The 22,417-nt window shown below is 34.0% G+C and carries 15 protein-coding genes and 5 pseudogenes; 10 read left to right on the top strand and 10 right to left on the bottom strand.

The window, feature by feature from the left end; translation table 11 throughout:
- The 9 genes and pseudogenes from LEUFL_RS0106585 to LEUFL_RS11865 all read left to right on the top strand — a co-directional run.
- Positions 1–461: LPXTG cell wall anchor domain-containing protein (locus LEUFL_RS0106585; protein ID WP_010008326.1), on the top strand; the 461-nt coding region annotated here is incomplete at its 5' end.
- An 87-nt stretch (positions 462–548) separates the two neighbouring features.
- Positions 549–1,811, top strand: a complete 1,263-nt coding sequence (secY2, locus tag LEUFL_RS0106580; protein WP_010008325.1) for an accessory Sec system protein translocase subunit SecY2 — start codon at positions 549–551, stop codon at positions 1,809–1,811.
- Between the two features lie 51 nt (positions 1,812–1,862).
- Positions 1,863–3,460: pseudogene (gene asp1, locus LEUFL_RS11875) on the top strand (accessory Sec system protein Asp1).
- Complete coding sequence (gene asp2, locus LEUFL_RS0106570) at positions 3,453–4,988, top strand: accessory Sec system protein Asp2 (RefSeq protein ID WP_010008324.1); 1,536 nt, start codon at positions 3,453–3,455, stop codon at positions 4,986–4,988. Before asp1 ends, asp2 begins: the two are co-directional and overlap by 8 nt.
- 9 nt (positions 4,989–4,997) lie before the next feature.
- Positions 4,998–5,996 carry an accessory Sec system protein Asp3 gene (gene asp3 / locus LEUFL_RS0106565; protein WP_010008323.1) on the top strand — a complete coding sequence of 333 codons (999 nt, stop codon included), beginning with the start codon at positions 4,998–5,000 and terminating at the stop codon, positions 5,994–5,996.
- Between the two features lie 10 nt (positions 5,997–6,006).
- Positions 6,007–8,377: pseudogene (secA2, locus tag LEUFL_RS11870) on the top strand (accessory Sec system translocase SecA2).
- A gap of 29 nt (positions 8,378–8,406) precedes the next feature.
- Positions 8,407–9,909 (top strand): annotated as a pseudogene (gene gtfA, locus LEUFL_RS12675) (accessory Sec system glycosyltransferase GtfA).
- Positions 9,906–11,231: an accessory Sec system glycosylation chaperone GtfB gene (gtfB, locus tag LEUFL_RS0106525; protein ID WP_010008318.1), complete on the top strand. Its 1,326-nt coding sequence runs from the start codon at positions 9,906–9,908 to the stop codon at positions 11,229–11,231. The pseudogene gtfA and the gene gtfB overlap by 4 nt, the downstream one beginning before the upstream one ends.
- 300 nt (positions 11,232–11,531) lie before the next feature.
- Entirely contained in the window at positions 11,532–12,251 is a 720-nt protein-coding gene (locus LEUFL_RS11865) for a glycosyltransferase (protein ID WP_010008315.1), read from the top strand.
- 197 nt (positions 12,252–12,448) lie between these two features.
- On the opposite strand, the gene LEUFL_RS0106510 is transcribed toward LEUFL_RS11865, so the two are convergent.
- The 10 genes and pseudogenes from LEUFL_RS0106510 to hisG all read right to left on the bottom strand — a co-directional run bounded on the left by LEUFL_RS0106510 (position 12,449) and on the right by hisG (position 20,904).
- Positions 12,449–13,444 carry an AI-2E family transporter gene (locus LEUFL_RS0106510; protein ID WP_010008312.1) on the bottom strand — a complete coding sequence of 332 codons (996 nt, stop codon included), beginning with the start codon at positions 13,442–13,444 and terminating at the stop codon, positions 12,449–12,451.
- Between the two features lie 116 nt (positions 13,445–13,560).
- Positions 13,561–14,643: a histidinol-phosphate transaminase gene (gene hisC / locus LEUFL_RS0106505; RefSeq protein WP_010008311.1), complete on the bottom strand. Its 1,083-nt coding sequence runs from the start codon at positions 14,641–14,643 to the stop codon at positions 13,561–13,563.
- Between the two features lie 18 nt (positions 14,644–14,661).
- Positions 14,662–14,985, bottom strand: a complete 324-nt coding sequence (gene hisE / locus LEUFL_RS0106500) for a phosphoribosyl-ATP diphosphatase (RefSeq protein ID WP_010008310.1) — start codon at positions 14,983–14,985, stop codon at positions 14,662–14,664.
- 3 nt (positions 14,986–14,988) lie between these two features.
- Positions 14,989–15,326, bottom strand: a pseudogene (gene hisI, locus LEUFL_RS12960) (phosphoribosyl-AMP cyclohydrolase).
- 15 nt (positions 15,327–15,341) lie between these two features.
- Positions 15,342–16,082 (bottom strand): annotated as a pseudogene (hisF, locus tag LEUFL_RS10195) (imidazole glycerol phosphate synthase subunit HisF); the annotation flags it as partial.
- Positions 16,083–16,817: a 1-(5-phosphoribosyl)-5-[(5-phosphoribosylamino)methylideneamino]imidazole-4-carboxamide isomerase gene (hisA, locus tag LEUFL_RS0106490; protein WP_010008306.1), complete on the bottom strand. Its 735-nt coding sequence runs from the start codon at positions 16,815–16,817 to the stop codon at positions 16,083–16,085.
- On the bottom strand, positions 16,814–17,449 hold the full coding sequence (gene hisH / locus LEUFL_RS0106485) for an imidazole glycerol phosphate synthase subunit HisH (protein ID WP_010008305.1): 636 nt from the start codon (positions 17,447–17,449) through the stop codon (positions 16,814–16,816). Before hisH ends, hisA begins: the two co-directional genes overlap by 4 nt.
- Entirely contained in the window at positions 17,449–18,033 is a 585-nt protein-coding gene (gene hisB, locus LEUFL_RS0106480; RefSeq protein WP_010008304.1) for an imidazoleglycerol-phosphate dehydratase HisB, read from the bottom strand. Before hisB ends, hisH begins: the two co-directional genes overlap by 1 nt.
- 11 nt (positions 18,034–18,044) lie before the next feature.
- The gene (gene hisD, locus LEUFL_RS0106475; protein ID WP_010008303.1) at positions 18,045–19,322 is read right to left on the bottom strand and encodes a histidinol dehydrogenase; all 1,278 of its coding nucleotides are present in this window, start codon (positions 19,320–19,322) and stop codon (positions 18,045–18,047) included.
- A complete protein-coding gene (hisG, locus tag LEUFL_RS12665) occupies positions 19,294–20,904 on the bottom strand; it encodes an ATP phosphoribosyltransferase (protein WP_010008301.1) in 1,611 nt (536 codons plus the stop codon). The genes hisD and hisG overlap by 29 nt, the downstream gene beginning before the upstream one ends.
- Positions 20,905–21,345: 441 nt before the next feature.
- On the opposite strand from hisG, the gene LEUFL_RS0106465 reads away from it, so the two are divergent.
- Positions 21,346–22,329, top strand: a complete 984-nt coding sequence (locus LEUFL_RS0106465; RefSeq protein ID WP_010008299.1) for a biotin--[acetyl-CoA-carboxylase] ligase — start codon at positions 21,346–21,348, stop codon at positions 22,327–22,329.
- The last annotated feature ends 88 nt before the right edge of the window (positions 22,330–22,417 follow it).

Below are 22,417 nucleotides of genomic sequence, written 5' to 3'. Positions count from 1 at the left end.
GTGAGTCATTATCTGGTTCAACGTCGCTAAGTACGAGTGAATCTGTATCCAGTTCTGAATCAGTAAGTACAAGCGAATCCGTATCCGGTTCTGAATCAGTAAGTACAAGCGAATCCGTATCCGGTCGAATCAGTAAGTACAAGCGAATCTATTCTAGCTCCGAATCAATTAGTACGAGTGAATCCGTATCTGGCTCAGAATCAATTAGTACAAGCGAATCTGTATCCGGTTCTGAATCAGTAAGTACAAGCGAATCCGTATCTGGCTCAGAATCAGTAAGCACGAGTGAATCACAATCTGGTTCAGAGTTTGCAAAAGATCATGAACATGAAAATAAGATTTTGCCACATACAGGAACCGCAAAATCTAATGGGCTAACTTTTACTGGCTTTGGTCTATTAGCTGGGTTAGCAATATTTAAAAAATCCAGAAAAACAAAAATGATAAATAGCCAACTTTAATATTATTGGAACGGCCTTAATAACATATTGAGGCCGTTTCAATAGTACATATTTATAAATTTATATAAAATAAGTCCGGAGTTTGTTTTGAAAAGAAAGAATACGAACAATATATATTTACTCAAAAAAATTGCATGGACTAGTTTGATTGTTTTCATTTTTCTACTTGGGAGAAACATATTAATTCCTGGTGTTAATATAAAATATTTATTGCAATTTTTAAATAATCAGTATTTACTTCAAATTGTTAGTGGAACAACTGGTGGTGATATAAGTAGAATGTCTTTATTTTCTTTGGGACTTGGCCCGTGGATGTCCGCTTTAATTTTATGGCGAGTAATAACTATGACAAAAAAGTTTGATCTTAATAAGTTACCTTTGGAACATGCATTCTTTTTAAAAATGATATTAGCCATTCTTATTGGGTTTATACAGTCAATAGCAATAGTGAATAATCTTAAATTTAGTTATGATATCAGTATTTTTGGGCAATCAAAATTTGGTGCAATGCTTACTATTAGTCTTATTATGGTGACAGGTGCTGTATTTCTAATTTGGTTATCAAACATGAATGAAAGATTAGGCGTTGGTGGACCAACAATATTAATTTTAGCCAGTATGATAGTCAACTGGCCTTCATATGTAACGCAATATATTGTGGAAAATATAATTAGTGGTTTCGATATCACTTTGTTAGTTAAGATTGCTGTTATTAGTAGTGGTGTGATCTTTTTGGTACTGTTAACAGTTACATTTCAAAGGGCACAACGGAGAGTACCTATTAGAAAAATAATGATTAATACAACTTTTTATCATAGTTCATATTTACCAATTCAAATTAATCCAGCTGGGGGAATGCCCCTAATGTACAGTATGACACTGCTTGTTTTGCCGCAATATATTTTGCAGGCACTGGATTATTGGCTACCTAACAACACTATAATTGAGTATTTATTAATAAATACTAATATTACACAACCGATAGGTGTAACTGCTTACATTATTATTCTTTTTATACTATCTATTGGATTTGCATTTATTAATATAAATCCAGAGCAAATTGCAGAGGATTTACAACAAAGTGGTGACTATATTAATAATGTTGAGCCTGGGGAAGAAACCCAAGAGTATATCACCAAAATAGTGTTCAGATTATCATCGGTTGGTGCAATATATATGATTATCGTAGCTGGCTTACCATTATATCTAGGTGTTATTGATCAACAATATACTCAGTATGCACTTGCAGTGGGATCTGTAATCATTTTGGTTAGTTTAATAATTAATATTAATGATCAAATAGGTGCATTACTCACTAAAAATAATTATGATGCATTATTTTTTGAGTAGTAATTTATCTTTTGTATCAAATTAATATTTATTTAGGAGCAATGGAATTACATGTTTTATTTTGTACCATATTGGAATAAGGGAAATTCACTAACGACTTTTGATGACACTGTCAATCAAATTAGAATGTTTGAAATAGCACATGAAGATTTGGAGACAATAATTCTGGAATATTCGCCACAGATAAGATATTTTCTGTACCAGAAGAATTTATTTGTAAAAGAATATTGGTCTGTATTTGATGAAATACAAAACATAAAGAATGTTAGTCATAAGCTACTTGATTTTACTGATATTGAGTGGCCTGATCACGCAGAATTTATTTATACACCATTTCGTATTAATGTAGTAATTAATCAACGAATGTATGCTAATATTTCTTTTGGTATTGGGGGGCAGTTATCAGAAATAAATTATTTTGATAATAAACAAATACAAAAAAACTTCTTTTTGATGACAGGGGATTTCTATCTAGTATTATTTACTTTACGAATGGTGAGAAATCATATCAAGATTATTTAGATTTATTAGGTATATGGCAAGTACGTATAAACTACGTGTCTAATTTAGAAAATATTATTGTTAATCCGATGATTAAAAATCGATTTAAATATGATAATTATTCTAGTTTAAATGAGCTTATAAAAGAAATGATTGAGAATCATTTTGGCTATTCAGACGAGCTTGAGAATTCAGTGCTGGTGGTGGCATCTAATTCTAAGTACAATCAATTATTATTAAACTTGGAAAATCGACCAGGACAGATTGTTTTATCATTTTTTAGAAATAGATATAATTATGCCGAGAATAAACAAGAATTAATCAATGTATTATCCGTTGCAGATTTAACAATTGTAGATACACAGTGGCAATTAAATAAAATAAAGAACCTTATTGTTGAGGAGGGAAACCATGCTTTGTTAAGTAAATTACAACATGTACCGCCATACGATGCTAGATTTCAATTAGGAAATAGTCAGCAGTATAAAGAATTGAAAATATTTTTATTTATACAGCAACTTCCACCCAGCAAATTAGATAATGTATTAAATATATTATTAAATTCTATGATAGAAAACCAACTAATTTATTTAGACATTGCTTGTATTGAAGAAAACGAAGTAGCAAAAATTGAAAATTATATTACGACGGCTTTCGCAAAATATTTTAATGTCAATCAAAGTATTATTTTAAAGTATATGCAAATTAATGATCAAACTGATGAAAATAAAATCGATAAGTATATCACTAACTACTCCGGCGAAGATGAGCAACAGAAGACAATTATTGATTTGTATAAACGTATAAATATTAAGCAAATTAGAACAGAGAATGATATTATTCAAACATTTAAAAATACCCGATTAATCATTGATGTGAGCGATAAACCAAATATTTATGCTCAAATTGGTGGTATCAGTGCAGGTATTCCGCAAATTAATCTTACAGAATCCCCATATGTTGTTAATAAACAAAACGGTCTAATTATAAATAATTTATCTGAATTAAAAGAAAGTATTGAATATTATCTCAATGGTTTACGTCATTGGAATGAAGCACTAGTTTATTCCGTACAAAAGATTTCTCAATATACAAATGGCTCAATAATAACAAAGTGGAAAAGTATATTAGGTGAAAAATATGAATAAAAAAGTAATTCGTGTGCTACAGATTGGAAATGATAATTGGACTAATAAACCTGAATTAACAGATCAACCTATTAACTGGTTTTTTACATCTAACAAATGTGTATCGGATTATATTTATAATTTGTTAGAAAATAAAAATCCTGAATTTGATGTGATTCTATTGACTGATGTAGATACTCTACAAGATTACGAGATGATTTTTAAAATAGCTAACCCATATACTATTTTGGTTGATAAAGAACAATTAGTTGAAAATTCACAACTAATAACATTACTTGATAAATATAAAGCACAAAAAATTGATATAAGGAATATGCAAAAAGTCCTATATGATTTAGTTAAATATTTTTTTGAAGGACAGTACGGCGATAAGATGGATGTTAGTAGTATTCAAATATCACCTAATTTTAAAGGACAAATTCAATATAATGGACATGTTAATTTAGTGCTTAAGGGTAAATTTGGAGCAACGCTAACACCAACATTATCGTGGCAATATAATATTCCAGCAAATTCTGATTATAATCATGAACTATGGTTAGAACATAAAACTGATCCTAGTATTAAGCTTGGACTAAGTGTACAAATGATTGAACAAGGGAGTTCTAATATTTTAAAGCAATGGCTAATAAAAGATAGTCAAATGAAATTGCCTTTACTTATTGAAAACCATGCAAATACATCTTATTATTTGGCACTATCTTTACAGATACAAGGTGAAGGTACGATTAAGATAGGAAATTTACATAACCGTCTTTCAAGAAGTAAATTTGGTCAGTTTGTTTTAGGTGGAGAACGTTTTGCTGATAGCAATCAGGAAGAAATAATGTCCTATTTTTATCCTGGTGACATGAAGCCACCACTCAATGTATATTTTTCTGGTTATCGTTCCGCAGAGGGTTTTGAAGGATATTGGATGATGAAAAAATTGGGGGCACCTTTTTTATTAATTACAGATCCTCGTCTTGAGGGTGGAGCATTTTATTGTGGTAGTGATGAGCTTGAAAATCATATTAGTTCCACAATTTCTCAAAAATTAATTGAGCTAGGATTTACTAGAAAGGAACTTATCCTATCTGGTCTATCTATGGGAACATTTGGGGCATTATACTATGCTAGTATAATAAAACCTGCAACTGTTATTGTTGGAAAACCTTTAGTAAATTTGGGAGATATCGCAACGAATGAAAAATTAATCAGACCAAATATTTTTCCAACTTCGTTAGATTTATTGCTTGCTATGGAGGACGGAACGTCGAGTGATAATATAGAACGCTTGAATCAGCGATTCTGGAATAGTTTTAATAAGGCTAATTTTGATGACACTAGATTTGCTATTGCTTACATGGAAAACGATGATTATGATGCTAATGCATATCAAAATTTGATTGAAAAGTTAAGTGATAGTAAAGCTATTGTAATTAGTAAAGGTATTCCAGGTCGCCATAATGACAATTCAGCTGCAATCAATAGTTGGTTTTTATCTCAATATCAACGTATATTAGCTGAAAATTTTCAAAGAGGCTGACAATAAAGTATGGATAAGCAAAATTTTGTTATTTATTGGCAACACAATATTGGGAAAACATATATATATGGATCAAAAATAAATTATGTCACTAAGGATTATGTTGTTTTTGAAAATAATTTATTTCCTGCTGGTAGTTGCCTGCACTCTTGGACTTCTTTAGGGAATTATCAAGGACAACGTTCAGCTGTCCAGCTACCTCTACTAGAAAAGGGATGTGAATATAATATTTATTTAAATGCATCATCTATGCCTAATAATACACTTTACATAGAATTAGCATTCTACGATTATTACGATAAAATCATTAATATTGTAATCGTAAAAATGACAAGTGGTACATTTACTTATCCTGATGATGCTTATTATTATAAAATTTCATTAATTAATGCAGGATTACAAAAGATTATTTTTCATAACTTAGTAATTGAGAATCATTTACAAGATAGTGAAAATCAGCTTTGCAAACGTAATGGATTGCTTATGTCCAATATATTAAACGAAAGTTCAGATTCACAATGCTTACAAGTATTGTTTACAGAGCCAGTAGGAGGCAAAGTAGCATATGTTCAAGAAAAATTAATTAAACAATTTTCTGATGTTATTCATGTTACCAGTAACAGATTATATGCTCAATTTTATATGAGTAATCAGTACGAAGAAGCTATTTTGTCAACAATAGAACACTTACATACACGTTACGAAATTTCTAACATTAACTTTATTGGTTATGGACCAATATCGAGTAATGCTGCCATGTATTATTCAAGTAAGTTTGACTATAGTAATGCTTATGTTACTTCTGATTACGGAAGATTAAAATCTACTAGGGATATGATCTATACGGATGGTTACCAAAAATTTAATCAAAATACTTCAAATTTTGATAAATCTTTTACAAAGATTTACTACCAAGTACCAGCATTAGAATCAACTTTGAAATGTGTTGACATGATTTTGGACAAATCATTACGCTTACAAAAGTATATTGATTTTGTCAACAATTGAAGAGGAAAATATGTTTAATATTGACAATGTACGTTTAAGAAAAATAAAAAATATTGAAAAAAGTGAATAGATGGGCAGTAATAATGTCTGAAATGTCAGATGTGGATCTTAAGCAGCAGACAACAATATTAAAGCAAAAATTAAAAAGCGGAGTAAGGGTAGATGATATATTACCACAAGCTTTTGCAACGATTAGGGAAGCAGATAAGAGAATTATTGGAAAGTTTCCTTATGATGTTCAGATATTAGGTGCTATAGTACTACATCAGGGTAATATTGCGGAAATGAAAACAGGGGAAGGAAAGACATTAACTGCTACGTTGCCAATTTATTTAAACGCATTAACTGGTAATGGTGTCATGTTGATTACTACAAATAGTTATTTAGCCATACGTGATGCCACAGAAATGAGAAAAGTATATGAATGGTTGGGTCTGACCGTTGCAGTAGGTGTAAGTGAAAACTCTAATCATCAATACAGTGTTGATGAAAAAAAGAAAATATATCAGGCTGATATATTGTATACCACCAACGATGCAGTTGGATTTGATTATTTACAAGAAAATTTAGTGGATCGTCAGAGTCATCAATATATGCGTCCGTTTAATTATGCTATTTTAGATGAAGTCGATTCCATTTTGTTAGATTATGCACAAACACCATTGGTCATTTCCGGATCCCCTCGAGTACAATCTAACCTATTTAAGATTGCTAATCAATTTGTGGCAACACTTTCTGAGAATATTGGATATGAATTGGATGAAGAAAAAAACATGTGTGGTTAACTAGGCAAGGTATTTGTGAGGCAAAACGCTTTTTTGAAAAAGAAAATTTATTTTCTAATGATAATTATCTTCTAATTAGACATATAGAATTAGCTTTACAAGCCCATGAATTATTTAAATTAAATCAAGATTATGTGGTTGATGATCAGGAGATTAAACTTTTAGATACAAAGAATGGGCGAATTATGGCTGGTACAAAATTACAATCGGGTTTGCATCAAGCTATCGAGGCTAAAGAGCATCTTGACATTACAGAACAAACACGATCAATGGCGTCCATTACTTACCAAAACTTATTTAGAATGTTTAAAAAATTATCTGGAATGACAGGTACTGGAAAGGATAATGAAGAGGAGTTTATTGAGACATATAACATGAATGTTATTTCTATTCCAAGCCGAAAACCCATCATTAGAAAAGATTTACCAGATAAAATTTACGTTACCTTACCTGAAAATTATATGCCTCAATTAGTTTGGTCAAGGAATGTCATAAAAAGCAGCAACCGGTGTTATTAGCTACTGGATCAGTAGAAATATCTGAAATTTATTCTCAAATGTTATTGCGAGAAGGGATTACTCATAATGTTTTAAATGCAAGGAATACTGCTAAAGAAGCTAAAATTATTGCTGAAGCAGGGAAGTTAGGAGCTGTTACAGTTGCAACATCAATGGCAGGCAGAGGCACTGATATCAAATTAGGTGATGGTGTTGCTAAATTAGGAGGCCTAGTTGTCATTGGCACAGAGCGTATGACTAGTAAGCGAATAGACCTACAGCTTCGTGGTCGTTCAGGACGTCAAGGGGATCCAGGATTCAGTCAATTTTTTGTTAGTCTAGAAGATGATATCATTATTAAACGTGGTTCTGAACGTACTCTTCGATATTATAAGAAGTTTTCGGGTCAAGTAAACATAAAGAAACCACGTGAGTTGACGCAACATCGTTTTAAAAGGGTTGTAGATAAAGCTCAATTTTCTGAAGAGAGTCAGGGACGTATATCTCGCTTGAATTCACTAGAATTTGATGAAAGTATGAGAGTTCAACGTAAGTTAGTATACAGTGAAAGAAATAAATTATTGCGGACAACAGATATGTTAGATAGCGAAATAATTAATGCATGTAGACGTGCGATTGAACACTTTTTAGGTAAGTATACTCACAATTTGACAATAAACATACTTAAAAGATATATTCTGGACAATATTAACTATAATTTGAAAAATAATGATGATATTTTAGAACATTATGATCCCGATAATGTTGAACAAAGTTTAATTGAGATAGTAAAGAGAGAATTAAAAGAAAAAGAAGAATGATCGGTTCCGTTACTCAAACAGTTGACTTTCAGCGAGTTTGTATTTTAAAAGCCATTGATACTGGTTGGATTGAACAAGTTGATAATTTACAGCAGTTACGTTTCGTAGTGATTAATAGAAAATTTTCACAACAGAACCCACTTTATGAATATCAAAAAGAAGCAATTGTATCTTATCAACAAATGCGCCATCAAGTTGATCAATTAGTCTTAAAGAATATTATGTTGAGTACAATTAAACGAAAATCAAATGGTGAAATTACGATTGTTTTTCCATAAGACTAGTTTAGATTAAAAAGGAGGTAGATATGACAGTTTATAATTTTAATCTAGGTATCGGTTGGGCTAGTAGCGGGGTAGAATATGCACAATTATATCGTGCAGAAATTTTTAGACAATTGGGGCAACCGGCAAAGTTTATTTTTATGGATCTCATTACAAGTGATAATATTGAGCACCTTACGCATAATATTGGTTTCTTTGATGATGAAATTATTTGGATTTATCAGTATTTTTCTGATATTAAGGTTGCACCCACTTCATATTCATTGAATCAATTAGAATCTACATTTCCCACAACGTTTGATCGCATAGAACGTGGTAAAAATTATATTCGATACTTCTTTGAAAAAGATGACATAATTATAACAGCCTATTTGGATAAAAAAATAAAGAATCGGTGGAACGTGCAGAATTTGTTTCTCATGGAAAATTAATTCGAAAGGATTATTACACATATACTAAATTATTTTCAGAGTATTATGCACCTAAAGATAACAAAGCCTATGTATATGAACGTCATTTTTTTAACCAAAATGGTTCGATAGCATTTGAAGAAATAGTTGATGGGAAAAACTCTGTTTTTAAATTTAAAAATCAAATTATTTATGGAAAAGAAGGCTTGCTTGCATATATGTTGAAATGTTTTAATTTCACAACGCAGGATATTATTATTTTAGATCGTGCGACAAATATAGGAAGTACGATATTAAAATATAGTGCACCAGCTAAAGTAGGTGTTGTTGTTCATGCAGAACATTTTAATGAAAATCAAACTGATACAAAAAATATTTTGTGGAATAATTTTTATGAGTATCAATTTGATCAAGCTGATAATATTGATTTTTTATTACAGCAACTTTAGCACAAAAAAGTTACTGGAGTATCATTTTTCAAAATATACGAAACTAAACCCCAGAATATTTGATATTCCTGTCGGTAACTTGAAACAATTGTACTTCCCTCTAGAAAATAGAAAAAACATTCACTGATTACGGCTTCTCGATTAGCAACTGAAAAGCATGTGGACTGGTTGATAAAGGCGGTAATTAAGTCAAAAAATATATACCAGATCTTACTTTTGATATTTACGGGGAAGGTGGAGAAAATCAAAAGCTTAAAAAATTATTGAAGATAATAGTGCACAGAATTATATAAAATTAAGAGGACACGTTGATTTAGAACATATTTATCAAAAATATGATACTTATATTTCAGCCTCTACCAGTGAGGGCTTCGGGTTAACCCTAATGGAAGCTGTTGGATCAGGGTTACCTATGATTGGTTTTAATGTTCGCTATGGTAATCAAACATTTATTAAAAATAATCAAAATGGGTATTTAATTCCTTTTAATAAGTCATGTGATGTAGAGGACATCGCTGTACAATTAAGTAATAAAATTATCACGTTATTTGAGCAACATGATTTATCTGATTTTTCTCAGAATTCTTATAAGATTGCTGAGAAATATTTGGTAAAGGAAGTTGAGAAAAGATGGCAAATACTAATTAATGAAGTAGGTGTTAAATGATTAACTTATTTGATAATTACTCGCAAGAAAGTATTGATCTTCATCAATCGTTACAATTGTCTGGGTATACTCATCCAACTGTGGTCATTGATGAAAATGGATTTTTACCAGACGATGTAACGTCCCCCTTTGCCTATTATGCAAGTATCTATAAAGGGGAAGGAGAACCTTTATATTTTAATCAGGTTAAATGTCCTGATTTTTGGGAAATTCGTGGAAATAATAATGGCGCTGCCATTTATGAAGATAATAATAAAAGAGCTAGTATTGTTTACGCTCCCAATATAACAAATAAACGCTATGTTCAAAGGGTAGAATGGTTGGATTTAGATGGTAATATTCGCATTGTTGATCACTATAGTAAACTTGGTATCAAATTTGCTCGTACTAGTTATAATTTAAACAAGCAGCCAACAATGACTACTTATTATAATAATGGTCATTATGAAGTTATCGTTGAAAATCATATGACTAAAGATATTATTTTAAATACACATGAACAAATTCATCTTTTTAAATCACGTGTAGAATTTGTAAATTTCTATTTGAATAAGGTATTTGGTAATATAGATCGTATTTTATATAATTCTTTATCTATCCCATTTTTTGTTTCGTATAAGTTATCTAAACCAGGGGATGATATTTTATTTTGGCAAGAGTCGTTGCCTAATGACTTCAAATTACCGGGCAATATGATAACGCTATTACGGAATCCCAATAGGACTAAAAAAGTAATATTTCAAAATAAAAGTGATTATCAAAATATACAGTTGAAATACCCAGACCTAATAAATAAAATATCGTACTTAGGCTTTATATATCCAATAAGAAATATTAATCGAGAAAAATTAGATGTACTGATACTAACAAATTCCGATAGTATTGAAGCAATTAGTACAATTATTGAGTCACTGCCGAAAATAAATTTTCACATTGCTGCTCTTACGGAAATGTCGTCCAAGTTAATGGAGCTATCTAATTATCATAATGTGGTACTATATCCAAACATTAAAGAAGGTGATGCTAGTCATTTGTTTGAAAAATGTTCGTTCTATTTGGATATTAACCATGGAATAGAAATAAAGTATGCTGTTCGGCAAGCTTATTTAAATGGGATGTTAGTGTTAACTTTTAAAAATACTATACACAATAAAAAGTTTATATCACCTGAGCATATATTCGATCAAAAGAACAGTGTAGAGTTGATTAATGTAATAAAGGAATGCCTAGACAGTCATTCATATTTATTATCAGAATTAAAAAAGCAACAAAAATATGTTAATCAAAGTAGCAGTATGGATTATCAAAATGGTATAGGTTAATGGGTGGAGATGTTAGGAATCATAAAAGTGACAAAAATAATAGAGATAGTTTTATACAAGATCCAATACAAAAATCAATTGATGAACGTCTGAGCCGAATACGGTATGAACCGATAAAAAGCAAAAAGAAAAATATAAATATGAAAAAATACAAATACTATTAGCTGTTGTGGTGGCTGCAGGTATATTAGCTGGCTTAATTACCATTATTCTTCAAATTTTTGTTAAATGATAGTAGATGGTATTTGAACTATCTATTAAATTTAGTTGGCTCATAAATTTAGAGAGGAATAGTTTTCAATGAAAAAAGCTGTGTTCTATACTTACAGTGGTCACTATGAATGGCTGGTAGCTGTATCCATTCAATCTATTATCGATCATTATATTTCTGAAGAAGTATTAGATATTTTAGTTTTCACAGATAAAACATTTGATTATCAACAATCCACCATACGCCAACTACCCATTTTAAATGGTAAGCCACAAATCAAAATATCATTTTGGCGGTTTCCAAAATGGATTAATCAAATTAATAATAATATTTCAGAACGATTTCCAGCAGTAACTTTTTTAAGATTGGGTATCCCCATAGAGTTTCAAGAATTTGATACAATGCTTTATTTAGATGCTGATACGTTGATTTATACTGATATCCATGAAGTGTTTGATCAAATAGAAAACGCTACTGTTGCTGGAGTTTTAGATATATTTCATTATTTAAATAGTTCAGACAAAGATGCTTTGCAACATTATAATAAAATATATAAAATTTCTGATTCTTCAAAGTATATTAATTCTGGTGTTATATTATTTAATAATAAACGTTATGCGATGAACTGGACTATTTTTGATCTTGTAAATGATATTAACAACGGCCATTTTGTTAGTTTCCCAGATCAAGAATTAATTAATAAAAAGTTTAATCCGAATATTTTAATATTAGCACATGAATATAATTATCAAGAAAATGTAAAATTTTTAGATCATTGGGATGTTCCGGAGAGTTATAAAAAACACTGATAGAAGCAGCGTACCATATTAAAATTAAACATTTTTTACCAGTACCAAAGCCATCTAATCTTTTAGTGGGTTATCGAGATCAATATGATATTGATTGGTGGGAAAAGGCAATGGAGTTGAAAAAATTTTACCTGATTAGGATTACAGTTAATAAACATAGACAACATAAAAAGCCCCATGAAGGGGCTTTTTTCATATCAATCATTAAATTTTTGAATTCTAAAGAAGTCTAGTAAAAAGGTTAAAATAGGCAGTCCAACAATTAATCCCCAGGCGCCTAATAAGCGTTCCATGATAATTAAGTTTATAAGGATCACTAGAATTGGCATATGTGTTTTTTGTGACATTAGGTGTGGATGTAGGAAATAGGATTCCAATAAATGTATAAAGGCAACCCATAGAATGATCACCAAGGCAGTGTGCCAATCACCAATAATGAACGCAGTAACAGTTAATGGAATTAAGGATATGATAACACCGAAAACTGGAATTAATCCCAAAATAAAAATCATGATACTAAAGCCTAATAAATAAGGAAATTGTAATATGGCTAGTGCACTAATCATTAATGTTGTATTGATGACACAAATGATCAGTTGTACTTCAAACAATTTACCCAAAATTGTAATAAAACGATGGGCAATAATATAAAATTCACCAAAGAACATTTTAAAGGGACTATTGATGAAGTTTTTGCCCCAATTTCTAAGTTTGGGATAAGTAATACTAAAAATAAAGCTAAAGAGTAGGGCCAAAATTAATTCATAAATAATGTGCCCGAAGTGACTTAGTTGTGACAACCCAGTATTAATTAATTGGTTCGTACTAATAAATGAAGTATATTGATGGCCATTTTTGTAAATCTCATTCAAAATACCATTTTTGTGCCAATTAATATGTTGTGCGAGATGAATCATGCTGTCTACTTGCTGAATCAATGTAGAAGCACCATGTTTGATACCTAAAATTAACGCAGTCATGACAATAAGATAGACAATAGTGACGGATAAACCGTGCGAAAGCTTTGAATAACGGCCGATATACTTAGCTAAGGTCATCGCGAGATAGGCGAAAATCGTTGTCAGTAGTAGTAACGACATAAAATGATGTAATAATACAATGAGTATGATGCTGATGAGCAATACCCAATAACGAAAAGGTATCCGCCGGTTAATAGATTCAATTAAATGCATAAAATTCCCCCATGATTAATAGCTTTATTATATACAAAATCAATGGTTTATGGCGTGAAATAATGAAAATAAAAAAGTATGCCATGTAGTGTTAGGGATACTCTTTTTATTGATATTTATTGTGCTGCAGTGTGAATATATTTACTGGTAATTTTTTGAGCAAGAAGATTATCTTCAGGCAAACCGATTGCAATTCGAATCCATTGTGGATTAAGACGACTATTCACTTGAACACCCTGTGATAATAATTGTTCACCTAATCGTTTGGCGTCAGCAACTTTAAACCAAAGGAAGTTGGTATCTGAAACATAGTAAGGAACATTGAGGCTATCTAAAACTGCTAGCCATTTTGTTCGCTCATCTTGGATACCAGCGACTACTTTCTGCAAATAATCTTGATCTTCAATAGCAGCAACACCACCAGCAATCTGATAAGAAGATAGATTATATGGTGCTCGAATGGCATTAATATCACGGTGAATCGTTGCATTAGTTGCTAACCAGCCAATGCGAAGGTTAGCCAAGCCATAGGCTTTTGAAAGTGTCCGTACAACAATTAAATTATCATGAGTTGCTAATAGTGGCAAAGCAGTCGCTTTTTGATTGTTAACAAAATCATAATAAGCTTCATCAACAACAAGTACGACGTCTGATGGTAATTGATTGAGAAAATTTTCAATATCAGTTACCGGTTCAAAGACACCGGTTGGATTATTGGGATTAACTAACCAAACTAAACTAGTTTTTTCATCAATGGCATCCAGCATCCCAGAAAAATCAGTATGACCATTTTGCTCAAAAACGGGAATGGCACGTACTTCAGCACCTTCAATATTGGCTTCGGTACGATAAGCACCAAAAGTAGGCGCCTGAATAACGATATTACTATCAGATGTTAGGAAGACGCGGCTAATCAAACTAATCAGTTCATCAGCACCATTACCAAATAAGAATTTTTCATCAGCAATGCCAGTTAATTGGCTCAGCGCTTGACGTAAATCATTGGCGTTACCATCAGGGTAATAGTTAAGGACATCTTGATTAAGTTGTTGTAGTGCTTCATATACCTTCGGACTGGCACCATAGACGTTTTCATTAGCTGATAAACGCGCAATGTGGTCTAGATGGTAGGCTTGTTGGATAGCTTGAACAGGTGCTTCGGCTACATAGGGTTGTATATTTTTAATGGTGGGTTTCATAATTGGCTCTACTCCTGATTAAAGATTATCGATATTAGGGCGCTCGTGTAAACGTGATTGTTGGTCAAGACGGCTACCAAGTTCAGCTTCAATTGCGGAAAGTGGGATATCTTTTGCCACTAATAATACCATTAGATGATAAAGGTAATCAGCTGTTTCAAAAATTAATTCATCATTGGTATTTTTCGCACCGATAATAACTTCGGTATTTTCTTCACCAACTTTTTTAAGAATTTTATCAAGTCCTTTGTTAAAAAGGTAGTCCGTATAGCTGCCTTCAATTGGATTTTCTTTGCGTGAGCGTACGAGATCGTAAAGTTCCGATAATGTTTGTTGTGCCATTTTTTAAGACTCCTTTTTTATTGGAATAGATTGATTGAAGCATGATGTGCTACCAGTGTGGCATGCAGGACCATTAGGAATTACTTTGACCAACAGCGTATCTTGATCACAATCTAAGGTCAATGAAACGACTTGTTGTGTATGTCCAGAAGTCTCACCTTTATGCCATAGTGTTTGTCTAGAACGTGAGTAAAACCATGTTTGTTGTGTCTCAAGTGTTTTTCAAAACTTTCTTGATTCATGTAAGCAAGGGTCAGTACTTGTTGTGTGTTGTTATCAACAATAATAGTTGGTAGTAAACCGCCATTTTTTGAAAAGTCTGGTTGTGGATTATTTAACACGAATAGGGATCTCCTTTTTAGTAGTGTGGTCTTAAGCTCTGGAATAGTAATTTCGCCATAATGAAAGACAGAAGCGGCTAAAGCACCATCGACATTAGTCTGTTGAAAAACATCAATAAAGTCATCAGTTTTACCAGCACCACCACTAGCGATGATGGGGACATTAACACGTTGGGTGAGCAGATCATATAGGGTAATATCATAACCGTTTTTGGTACCGTCAGCATCCATGCTTGTGACAAGCAATTCACCAGCACCGTATGACACAAGCTGTTCAGCCCAATCTAACGCATTGATTCCAGTTGCTTGGCGGCCACCAACACGATAGACTTCATAAAATTGTTTTTCAGCATTGAAGCGAGCATCAATGGCACCAACAACTGCTTGGTTACCAAATAATTGTGCCGCTTCTTGAACTAAAGTTGGGTTTTGAATGGCAGCAGAATTTAAGAAAATTTTATCTGCACCGGCATGGAAAATAGCTTTGATATCATCTAGCGTTCTTAATCCACCGCCCACTGTGAGAGGAATGAAAACTTCTTTTGACACAGCTTGGATGACTGATGTCATAATATTTCGATTTTCAAAAGTTGCTGTAATATCTAAGAAAACTAATTCATCCGCGCCCTGATCTTGGTAGGCTTTCGCAATTTCAACAGGATCACCAATTGTTGTGAGATTAAGGAACTGAATACCTTTGACAACCTGACCATCTTTGACATCTAAGGCAGGAATAATACGTTTGGCTAATGTCATTTATTTTCCCCCTGAAATGGGATTAGATAGGGCTGTTATTTCAGCTAAGGTGATATTATTTGTAGCTAAAGCTTTCCCAACGATAATATCATTAATGCCAGCTTTTTGAAGGGTAATAATATCGTCAATGTTACTAATACCACCACTGGCAATAATATTAGCATTGGGGAATTGCATATTAAGTGATTGCAACAGTGCAACGTTAGGACCGGATAATGTACCATCTTTCGTTGTATCTGTAACGATAAATTCACGAACGCCACGTGCGAACATTGCAGCAATTAAATCACCGAAACTGAGTTGAGATTGTTTAAGCCAACCATCAGTGGCCACTAAGTTGTTTTTACCATCGACACCAACAACAACACGATCTGGCCCGTATTTTTGGATTAAAGTAGACAGTAAATCAGGGTCTTGAATAGCAGCCGAACCTAATACAATACGATCAACGCCTGTTGATAGCCATTGATCAGCTGTCGCTTCATCGCGAATACCACCACCAATTTCGACTTTCAAAGATGTAGTTTGCACAATGGCTTCAATAATTTTTTGATTAATGGGGCGACCTGCTTTGGCACCATCTAAATCAACAAGATGTAATTTTTGAATGCCGGCATTGGCAAAATCCATTGCCTGTTGTACGGGATTGTCATTGATGATACTCAGTTGGTCAAAATCGCCTTGATAGAGGCGAACAGATTTAGATTGATATAAATCGATAGCAGGGATAATCATATGGACTCCTTATTTGCGTTAACATATTGGCCGAATTGACGTAATACTTCCAAGCCAATGGTGCTACTTTTTTCTGGATGGAATTGTGCCCCAAAAACATTTTGGTAGCCAACGAGACTAGGGATGGCGATGCCATAATTGGTTTCAGATAGAATATATTTTGCTTGCGTTTTGGCATAGTAAGAATGAACGAAATAAGTATATTCATCATCAATAGGGTTAGCTAGTGGGTGAGATTGCGTAACGTGGTTTTTATTCCAACCCATATGTGGTACTTTGACGCCTAAATCTGTGGGGATGGGGACAACATCACCGGGGATCAGACCAAGGCCCTTCGTGTCACCATGTTCTGTTGAACTATCAAATAGTAGTTGCATACCCAAACAAACACCTAATAGTGGTATTTGACGTTGAACTGCTGATTGAATTGGTGCAATCAATTGGCGTTGATTTAACGCTGCCATTGCTGGGGCAAAGGCACCGACACCAGGTAAAATAATGGCATCGGCATTGGCAATATCATCAGGATTTTGGGTGAATGTTGCATCTAAACCGATATATGACAAGGCTTTGAGAACATTGAGAATATTACCGGCACCATAATCGATGACAGCGATATTAGTTTTTGCCATTAAATGACTCCTTTAGTTGAATTAACACCCTTTATTTCTGGGTTAATAGTAATAGCTTGGCGTAATGCACGACCAGTAGCTTTGAAGATGCTTTCAATTTGGTGGTGTGTATTTCGGCCATAAAGGACACTAATGTGTAGATTTGCTTTTAGATTATCAGCAAATGATTGGAAGAAATCTTCTACAACCTCTGTTTCAAAAGTACCGAGTACTGGCGCAGTGAATTGTGTTTCAAAGACAAGATAGGCGCGACCGGATAGATCAATAACCACACGACTGAGTGTTTCGTCCATTGGCACAAATTGTTGTCCGTAACGCTCAATACCAACTTTGTCACCCAGTGCTTCGCGGAAAGCTTGCCCTAAAACGATACCAATATCTTCAGTTGTGTGATGGCTATCAACATACAAGTCACCAGTTGCTTCGACAGATAAACCAAAGCGACCGTGTTTTGCAAATAAGGTTAACATGTGGTCTAAAAAGCCAATACCAGTATTGATTTGAATTGTTTCGGGATTATCAAGATCTAAACGAACTGTAATGGTTGTTTCACCGGTTTGGCGTGTGATTGTTGCTGTGCGCATGTTATTCTCCTTTAATTAAAGCGTTGTTCAACTGCACGGGCGTGCGCTTCGAGACCTTCTTGGCGTGCAATAGCTGCAACATCTTGATAATCTTCTTGCAAGGCACGTTGATCATATTGTGTGAATTGGATGTGTTTTTGAAAATCACTGACACTTAAAGCACTAGAAAAGCGTGCGGTACCACTAGTTGGCAAAATGTGATTAGGACCGGCTAAGTAATCCCCTAATGGTTCAGATGCATAACGACCTAAGAAGACAGAACCGGCATTTTGGATATCACCTAAATATTGCATAGGATCTGGTAATTGAACTTCTAAGTGTTCAGGTGCAACGGCATTCATAATGGTGAACATTTCTGCAACAGTTGGTACGATGATGATACTAGCGCGGTTATCGATAGCTTCTTGGGCAATGGCTTTTCGTGGTAGGGTTTTGAGCTGCTCAGTTAATGCAACTTCAACATTATTTGCTAATGTTGTGCTGTTGGTTACTAGGATAGCCCGTGCTAGCACGTCGTGTTCTGCTTGAGACAATAGATCGGCTGCAATATCATTTGCATCTGCACTATCATCAGCCAAAATACCAATTTCAGATGGACCAGCAATCATGTCGATGGCCACTTGTCCATAAACAAGACGTTTAGCAGCAGCAACATAAGCATTACCAGGACCAGTAATTTTATCTACTTGTGGGATCGTTTCAGTACCATAAGCTAATGCAGCGATAGCTTGAGCACCACCAATTTGATAAATTTCATCCACACCAGCTAAATCAGCAGCAACCAAAACAGCGGGATCGATGCCTGTCTTTTGCGGTGGTGTCACCATGACAATACGCTTAACACCGGCAATTTTGGCTGGAATAACATTCATGAGTACACTTGATGGATAAGCAGCAGTACCACCAGGAACATAAACACCAACTGCGCTAAGGGGTGTTACTTTGCTACCACGAATGACACCTGGTTTGGGCATATCAACAAAGCCACTGCGCTTTTCTTGTTCGTGAAAACTCGTAATATTGATCACTGCTTTTTCTAAAGCGCTAATGACAGTAGGAGAAACTTCATTATATGCTGCTTGTATCGTTGCTTTGGCAACTTGTAGTGTGTCTAAGGTGACGTTGTCAAACTGCTGTGAATAATCGAAAAGGGCTTGGTCACCTTTTGCTTGAACAGTAGTAATAATCTCAGCAACTCGTCGATTAATTTCTTCAGGGATACTTTGATTAGTGACACTTGAAATATCTGCAATAAGTGAATCAGTTGATTGATTTTGATAAATTTTCATCGTTAGGCTCCAATATATTTAATAGGTTATAAATTAATTCATTAAAGAATGCGCGTTGTTGTCGAACACTAATTCTATTAGCAATAAGGTGTGCTGAAACATCGTTGAGTTCATCTAGCACTTTTAGATTATTTTCTTTCAGTGTCGTACCAGTTTGTGAAATATCAACAATGGCATCAGCTAAATCCGTTAACGGTGCCAGCTCGACACTGCCAGTGAGTTTTATAATTTGTATATCTTTGTTTTGCTTATCGAAATATTGTCGTGTAATCGTGGGGTATTTCGTCGCAATTTTTGGTCGCATATTAATATGATGGCGAAAGTCATGTGTACTGGCTAAGACGAACTGGGCACGGGCCACGTTTAAATCTAATAAATCATAGTGGTTAAAAGGTTGTTCTGCCATCGTATCACTACCGACAATACCAATATCACCAATGCCGGCATCTAGATATTTCACGACATCATCGGCTTTAACTAAAATAAAAGTCAATTTGTTATCGTTAGAGTGGAAAATTAATTTACGTTCAGGATTTTCTAGTGCGCTATTGTCAATGCCAGCGTTTTTTAATAACGGACGAACGGCCTTTTCAACGCGGCCTTTTGCCAAAACAAAGGTTAAGTTATCTTTTTCAGGTTGTTGCTTATTTGTATGCGCTTTGAGTGTTGCTAGCGCATCAACATTGATACCGATACCAACAGCAGGTAGTAAGCAACCACGATGATCTTGAAGTAGTTGGTCGTAACGGCCACCGCTAAAGATATACTCGCTAACATGCTGTGAAAACGTCCGAATCGTTGTTCCTGTGTAGTACGATTTTAGTGGTCGAGCAGCTAAATCAACATGGACTTTAATATTGCTGTTGAAAGCTTTAACGCTGTTGATGAGTTCTTGCCAGTGTGTTTTCATTGCGTTGATTTCGGGAGAATCGGGTAGCAGTGGTAGTAACGCATCTCCTCGTAATCCAAAGGCCATTGGCCAATTGACTAAGAAAGTATCGTCGATAAGATGATAGGCTTTGAGCTTTTGACGATATTGCGTCATGTTTTTATTAAATAAAGCATCCTTCAAACAAGTGATTTGTTGTGGTGATAACTGATAGGTTGCCAGTACAGCATCTGCTAATTTTGCATCACTCAATTCAATTTCCAAATCAGTTACATCTAGCTCTGCCATGAGATTCAATGTCTGTTGCAGGATTTCTTGTTCGGCAGCCCAACTGGTCTCACCAATAATTTCAAAACCAGCCTGTGTCTGTTGGTTATAATGACCCGATAATTGTGTTGGCGGTGTGAAAGTTTCGCCAAAGTAATAAAGATGAGTAGGGTAATTGATATGATTAGTTGCTAAGAATCGTGACAAGGGGCGTGTCATATCAGATTTTAATGTGAATAGTTCACCATCTTTTCCGGATAAATACATGCTATCTGGACGAAGTGTTTCACCTTTTTCTAGAAAAGGGGTGGCAATGGGTAAAAAATGTGCTTGATTTAAAATGAGATTAAAGTGATGTTCGATGCTTTGTTTAATTAACAATTCCTCACCAAATTCATCACGGCTTGTTGCGGGTAATCCTTCCATAAATGCCTCCTTGCTAGTATTAACTAACTAAAAAAATCGCCCCTGCAAACAAACTTAATTGCTTGCAAGGGCGATTCATCGCGGTCCCACCTTACTTTTAACTCATCTATTAAGATGAGTCCTCATAACCTGCTAACACAGGTGTTCTCGATAACGTGAGACCAAACCGTTAGTACCTACTGCGTTTCAATACTAAGCCGATCGAATGTGTTGTCATAGCCTGTTTTGGTATTCATCGCATCAAGTAGAATACTTTCTTAACAAAACAAATGGTATGGCGGTTTCGATAAAAGCTAATATTAAATTATTAACTATAGTTTATATTTTTATAATGATTTGTCAATAGTAATTTCATATTTTATATTTTTTAATTCATCTTTGACATGGTAAAATCAGTTAACTATTAATTAAAATCAAGGTTACTAATGTGGAGGGTAAATAATGAGCACGGCTGATAAATTGTTGGCGTTACTGGTTGATCAAGAAGCAAAATGGGTATCGGGTGAAGTGATTGCAACACAACTCAATATAACGAGAACATCGATATGGAAGGCGGTCCGGAAATTAGAAATACAAGGTTACACGATTGAAAGTAATCGTGGACAAGGGTATCGTTATTTACCTGGCCATAAAATTGCAGCGGTGGCAATTCAGCGTTATCTAAAACATGATGTCGCCCTACAAGTTTTTGAAACGATTGATTCAACCAACATATATGCTAAAGAAATGCTATCAGCCGGGAAGATTACAGAAAATACTGTGATTATTAGTGAGAGAATGACGGCCGGCGTTGGCAGATTAGGTCGACAATTTTTTTCACCAAAAGATACAGGCTTATATGTGACGTTTGCTTTGCCATTGCCAATTGGTACGCAGGTTAATCCAGGACGCCTGACGACGAGTACAGCGGTTGCAGTGGCTGAGATGGTAAAAAGTATTTTTGATATTGATTTACAGTTTAAATGGGTTAACGACTTGTTGTATCGTGACAAAAAAGTAGGGGGCATCTTAACTGAAGCAGTCATTGATTTTGAGAGTCAACATTTTTCGTCATTAATTGTTGGTGTGGGGATGAATTTGGCAACACCTGCAGGAGGCTTTCCCGACGCCATTGCACAAAAAGCAGGGGCTTTAGTTGATGATTTAAAGGTGTCTCGTAATGTTGTGGTTGCGAGTCTTATCGATCATTTCTTTGCTATGTATCAGAATTATCAAGATGGTCAGTATATGGCAACTTATCGAAAGAAAGTTGTTGGTATGGGACAAAACGTTGAAATACAACGCGGTCAAGAAAAAATAATAGGTCAAATTATCTCAATTGATGATGATGGTGGTTTAGTGATTGATAATGGTACGGGCACGATAACAATTAATTCAGGAGAAATTACAAAACTCATGATGCCGAATAATTCATACAAAGGCTAATGACCATTTGACAAAGAGAATACGCTGTGTTTTAATAAAAAATAATTAATCGATTCACAGAAAGGGTTTATAATGGTTCAACATTTAT

It is taken from the genome of Leuconostoc fallax KCTC 3537, assembly GCF_000165675.1.
GTDB classification, from domain to species: domain Bacteria; phylum Bacillota; class Bacilli; order Lactobacillales; family Lactobacillaceae; genus Leuconostoc_B; species Leuconostoc_B fallax.
The sequence above is the reverse complement of the archived record's forward strand: the minus strand, read 5'-3'. Positions and strand labels throughout refer to the sequence as shown.